Raw genomic sequence first — 3,035 nt, 5'->3', positions numbered from 1 at the left:
AAGGGGTTGGTCCAGACCTCATCGATGGAGCGGCGGGTCTCGGGACGGAACTCGAAGAGAAGCGTGGCGGTGAAGAGCCCCGTTTGGACGCCATTGATGGATGTCAGGCGCTTGCGCAAACGGACCGTCGCGCGGTTGGTTCCGATCCGGTTGATGCTGAGAATCTCCACATCAAGCCGGGCATTGGGGCCGTAGACCGTCGGCGGGTAGTTCTCGTTGGCGCTGTTCCAGATTTGGCGCAGCCCGCTTTCGGCCGCCCCGTCCGAGCGGCGCAGGACGCTGCGGATGCGCAGGTCATTGTCGAGCTGATTGTAGACCTCGCGGTCGGTCACATAGCGGAAGACCTCCGCCTCGATGATCGCCTGGTTGGCCGTGACAGTCGTCGCGCCCACCGAGGCCTCGGGGAGCGCGAAACCGGTGGCGGGATCATAGGGCACGACCACGGGCGGCGGATCGACATCGAGAATTGCGACAGTCGCTGCGCTCAGGCAGCCGATGACACCGAAGACAAGGCCCATCAGGCCAAGGCGTTGCCAGAGCCGTTCGCGGCGCAAGGCACCGTAGACCAGTTCTTCCTCGATGATTTCTTGTTCAGTCGCCACTTGTCACAACCCTTGATCAGTCTGCCCGCAACTCGGGCAGCGTGAAGTCCATAAACCGCTGCTCCTCGGCGATGGTTGCGGCATCGATCACGCCGCCTGTGCCGTCGCCCACGGTCTGCACCGCTTCGAGCTGCCACATGGCGACGAGCGCAATTGCCAGTTCCGCCGTCACCCGCGTGTTGAGATCGATGCTTTCCTTGAGTTCGTCCATGTCGTCGATGAGACCGACCAGCCTGTCGACGCGTTCCAGCGATTGGCCTGCGTCTTCATAACTGTTCTGGGCAGCTGCCGAGACGAGCGCGCCGGTCGTCGCTTGCGTCGCCACACGATTGGCCCCGGGATTTCCGCTGGTGGCCATTTCCGAGAGGGTGTCATCGTCAAATCCGAGATCGGCCAGGACCCGCTCCATCTGGGTTTCAATCTCGCCTGAGCCAGAACCGGACAGGCCGGAGAAATCCCCCGTCTTGATCGCTTCAATCGTGGCGAGGATGTCCCCGAACTCTTGGTCGAGCAGGCCGTTCAATTCGTCTTCCATTTCCGTGCGGATGATTTCCGGCAGTTCAGCAAGGCGGGTCAGGGCTTCGTAGGTTCTTTGCAGCTCCGCGAGTTGGTCCGTGAGTGTGGCAAGCTGTTCGCGGAGCTGCGTCAGCTGCTCGTTCTGAAGGATCTCGTCTTCGATCATCTGCCGGAGCTGCTGGATGTTTTGCGCAATATTCTGGGTGTCGACGACCGGCACACCTTGCGCCACGGCAGCGGACAGGGTGCCGAGATGCAGACCGATCCCAAGCGTCGTGGTCAATGCCATCCTCACGAGCAAATCTCTCATCAGTCTATCTCCCTGATCGTGAATTCCATGAACGTGCCTTCTGCCATACGGGCACTGGCCTGAGCCAGCTCTTCGGCGGAAAGGACGCGGGTGCGCGCTGCCTGAAGCCGGATGCGGGCGGCGACGAGGCGCACGAGTTCGGCGCGGGCATAGGTGTTGAGCGCGATGCTTTCCTGAACATCTTCCGTTTCGGAAATCCGCTCGACGATGTCCGCAATACGCAAGGTGGCCTGCCTAATCGCCGCAGGGGAATTGTTGCCATAGAAGGCCGCGCCATGCCCGGTGATTGAGAGGTTCGCATTGGCTAGAAGCGCCGGATCGATCGTGCCGAGCGCTTCGATCCCACCGATGCGGCTCAGATAGAGATTGTAGCGTTCAGGAATGACCTGGACGTAGTGCTGGGTCTCGGCAAAGGGCGGGACACCGCCATATTCAAAGACCCGGCCGGGGCCGGCATTATAGGCCGCGAGCGCGTTGATGATGTTGCCATCGAAGGTGTTCAGTTGCGTTGCGAGATAGCGCGCGCCGCCATGCACCTGTAGGTAGGGGCTGTCATAATATTCCGGGTTGATGCCGAGATCGCTGGCCGTACCGGGCATAATCTGGGTGAGGCCAAAAGCGCCGACCGGCGAGCGGGCGCCGATGGTGAAGCGGCTTTCCTGCCAGATGAGCGCCTGCAGAAGGGCGCGCCATTGGACCGGCGAGAGACCCGCGCGGCCCACGCCCGCAAAGCCGCTGGTTTCCTGGGCGACGCGGATGATGAGTTGCTCGATGTTTTCCGCAGCATCCCCGAAAATCTGTGCGCCGCCGGGATTGGGATCGATCTCACCCGTGCCATAGACCGCCTCGACGGACCGCGCCGGATCGCCGCTGCCACTTTCCAGCCCGGAGACCATGGCCGGCAGGCCTTGACCGCCAAAACTTGTCTGGGCATCGAGGATGCGTTGCAGGGTTTCCAGCTGCTCCCGTTCGATCTCGGCAATGAGTTCGCGTACAGCAAGCTTGTCCGCTTGAATGGCGAGGTCGGCCTCGCGATCGCCTGTTTCGACGATATCGCGCGCGGTCAGCCCGCTGTCATTGGTCGGCACACCTTGGGACAAGGCGAGACCGGGCAGCAAGCAAAGCGCGAGGATATGGGGCAGCTTAGACCTCAACGTCACCATCCGATGCGCCGAGGGGCGTGAAGGTGCAATCTGGCGCGACGGGGGCCGTCGAGGCCATGAAAGTGAAGCAATTGGCCTGCGGTTCCTGGTACTGGGCGCAGGAGGCCAAAGCGCCGAGCGCGGCCAAGGCGAAAAGAACACGGATCATGAAAGCCTCCAGAAGTCGGGGCGGTCGCGGTAATCGGCGCCGACCAGCGCCTCACCTTTCTCCATGCCGCCGAGGATGGTGAGATTGGGCCCGAGGGCGCTCAGATCGGCATCGACCACGATGGAGCCCTGGTCGTCTCGGATGAGCGCAAGGCGGCTGTCGCTGCCGGTGTTGAGAAGCACGTCGAGTTCCTTCTCATAGAGGTTCAGCATCGCGTAATCGGCCGCATGGGCGCGGATGTTAGGAAGCAGAATCTGCGTCGGTACGGCCTCGACAATCGTCTTGCCGGTCCGGGT

4 protein-coding genes and 1 pseudogene are annotated in these 3,035 nt (G+C 62.2%); all 5 read right to left on the bottom strand.

The genetic code is table 11. The annotated features are described in order from the left end of the window. On the bottom strand, positions 1 to 602 hold a 602-nt coding region (locus GFB49_RS20845), incomplete at its 3' end, for a VirB8 family type IV secretion system protein (protein ID WP_343032658.1). A gap of 16 nt (positions 603 to 618) precedes the next feature. Then, positions 619 to 1,428 carry a type IV secretion system protein gene (locus GFB49_RS20840; protein WP_153218175.1) on the bottom strand — a complete coding sequence of 270 codons (810 nt, stop codon included), beginning with the start codon at positions 1,426 to 1,428 and terminating at the stop codon, positions 619 to 621. Then, positions 1,428 to 2,516 carry a lytic transglycosylase domain-containing protein gene (locus GFB49_RS20835; RefSeq protein ID WP_343032659.1) on the bottom strand — a complete coding sequence of 363 codons (1,089 nt, stop codon included), beginning with the start codon at positions 2,514 to 2,516 and terminating at the stop codon, positions 1,428 to 1,430. The genes GFB49_RS20840 and GFB49_RS20835 overlap by 1 nt, the downstream gene beginning before the upstream one ends. Positions 2,517 to 2,571: 55 nt before the next feature. Further along, positions 2,572 to 2,739, bottom strand: a complete 168-nt coding sequence (locus GFB49_RS21090; RefSeq protein WP_165589904.1) for a hypothetical protein — start codon at positions 2,737 to 2,739, stop codon at positions 2,572 to 2,574. After that, positions 2,736 to 3,035: pseudogene (locus GFB49_RS20830) on the bottom strand (VirB4 family type IV secretion/conjugal transfer ATPase); the annotation flags it as partial. The pseudogene GFB49_RS20830 and the gene GFB49_RS21090, both read right to left, overlap by 4 nt.

The organism is Tritonibacter litoralis (assembly GCF_009496005.1).
In the GTDB taxonomy this organism is placed as follows: domain Bacteria; phylum Pseudomonadota; class Alphaproteobacteria; order Rhodobacterales; family Rhodobacteraceae; genus Epibacterium; species Epibacterium litoralis.
The sequence above is the reverse complement of the archived record's forward strand: the minus strand, read 5'-3'. Positions and strand labels throughout refer to the sequence as shown.

Excerpts from the sequence above, each read along its gene's own strand:
- GFB49_RS21090 (WP_165589904.1), bottom strand. The coding sequence starts at position 2,739 with ATGATCCGTGTTCTTTTCGCCTTGGCCGCGCTCGGCGCTTTGGCCTCC.
- GFB49_RS20840 (WP_153218175.1), bottom strand. The coding sequence starts at position 1,428 with ATGAGAGATTTGCTCGTGAGGATGGCATTGACCACGACGCTTGGGATC.